General features: G+C 26.1%; 3 protein-coding genes. All 3 read left to right on the top strand.

Annotated features, from left to right (window positions below; genetic code table 11):
- Positions 1-562 precede the first annotated feature (562 nt).
- Entirely contained in the window at positions 563-868 is a 306-nt protein-coding gene (locus Q4Q55_RS10550; protein ID WP_303372751.1) for a hypothetical protein, read from the top strand.
- Position 869: 1 nt separating this feature from the next.
- Complete coding sequence (locus tag Q4Q55_RS10545; protein ID WP_303372750.1) at positions 870-1,292, top strand: HEPN domain-containing protein; 423 nt, start codon at positions 870-872, stop codon at positions 1,290-1,292.
- A gap of 74 nt (positions 1,293-1,366) precedes the next feature.
- The coding region (locus tag Q4Q55_RS10540) for a DUF3800 domain-containing protein (protein ID WP_303372749.1) at positions 1,367-1,903 on the top strand (537 nt) is incomplete at its 3' end.

The raw sequence follows: 1,903 nt of genomic DNA, 5'->3' as shown, positions 1-1,903 counted from the left end.
TTATAGCAATTCTTTACATACGTAAGATTAAAGACATGACTCAAAAATAATATTCAGAGGCGGGTTTTAAGAAAATATTTTAAAAGACTTCCTGAAGTCATCGTTTTTGCAGGCCCAAATGGAAGTGTCAAAACCGCCATCACCAGTATGGCAAAAACCATTGGTGTTTAGATCAATGCCGATGATTTACTAGTTGATGATTAACATATTTTTTGGTTGATGATTAATTTTTTAAAACTCTTCAGATTACTTATTTTATGATTTAAATCATTCTTATTAAAAATAAAAAAATCATGTTGGTTGATGATTAATGTTTTGTGAAAAAATTTATACTAACTCAAAAAAATGATATTGAATTATCAACCTTATGTCAATAGAACTATTTATAGTATCATGTTTGTTTCAATACTCATTGTTTCTAATCGAAATATTGATTTCATATAATAATATTGATTTCATAGTGTTATATTGCTTTTATTTACAACAAAAACTATATTTATTTTCTTTTTTATATTATTTACATAGTTTCAGATATTATTTTCAAATTTGGAGAATGTAATGTATGATAAATTTGGTTGATGAAATTAGTAGTCTGTTAAACGAATATAATCTCGATTTGAATGATGTTATTTTAGTAGTTGAAGGAAATGTTGTAAAATCTGATGAATTTTTAGAAAAATATAATGTTTTCTATGATGATGACTGGGGGTTATGTGAATTAAAAAACATTCAGCTGATTGTTGATGATTATACATGGTTTGAGAGAACCAGCTATGATGGCCGTGAAAGATTTATATTAAAAGCCCATCCTCTTTTAAGCACTTATGAAAATCAGGAATCCCATACTGACTATTTTTACAGGCGATAATATGATAATTGATGCATGGATTAGTAAATCTAAAAGACACCTGGAAATCTGTGAACTCTATTTTAATATGGAAGATTATCCCTTTATAATCAATTCATGTTTTTTGGCGATGTATTCTGTTATCAAGGCATTGTTTGTATTGAAAAACATAGAATGCAAAACTCTTGAGGGCTTGATATATCTGCTTAAAATAAATTATGTTGATGAAGACCTATTTGATAAGAACCTGTTTAAATTTTTCTGTAATATTAAGGAATTAAATTCAGAGTTTTTACAAATAAACTGGGATATTTTTGATGAGAAAATAGCTATGGAAACATTCAATAACACTAAAATTTTCATTGATTATTCAAAAGATTTGTTAAATGACTTATCTAAAATGGAGCCAAGAAAATTTATATCTGGGCAAATAATAAATTTTTAAACATTAATATTTCATTATTCTAACGCTGCTATGTTATGCAGTTGATAAAAATTAAAATAATTCAGGTTTTGAAGATGTCTTTTGTTTACATTGATGAAAGTGGTGATTTGGGAACTAAAAGAACTAGTTCCAAGTATTTTATCATAGCAGCAATCAAAGTTGAGGATTCAAAGAAGTTGGAAAAAATAATCAAGAAAACAAGGAGATCATCTAAAAAGAAAATGAAGACATCCAATGAAATCAAAGGCGGAAATCTGCCTTATGACTTAAAAATCAAAATCCTTAAAAAATTAAAAAACCTTGATTATGAAGTTTTTATTATAGTTTTTGATAAGAAAAACAGATATAAAATAGGATATGAGTATGACAATAAAGAAACATATGATATTCTTGCTTCAAAATTAGCTAAATTAATTAACATCGATAAACCAACTTTCATATTCATTGATAAATCAAAAAACAAACAAGAAGAGATAATTAATTTTAATGAACTATTTTTAAATAATTTAAACAATATTCAAAAGCAACCTATTAAAATAGAACATGTGGATTCAATGAATTACAAAGGTTTGCAGATGGCTGATCTGATTTCGTGGTCAACATTTCAAAAT

Source organism: Methanobrevibacter sp., assembly GCF_030539555.1.
GTDB lineage: Archaea > Methanobacteriota > Methanobacteria > Methanobacteriales > Methanobacteriaceae > Methanocatella.
Note: the sequence above shows the minus strand (reverse complement) of the source record. Positions and strands in the feature narration are given on the sequence as shown.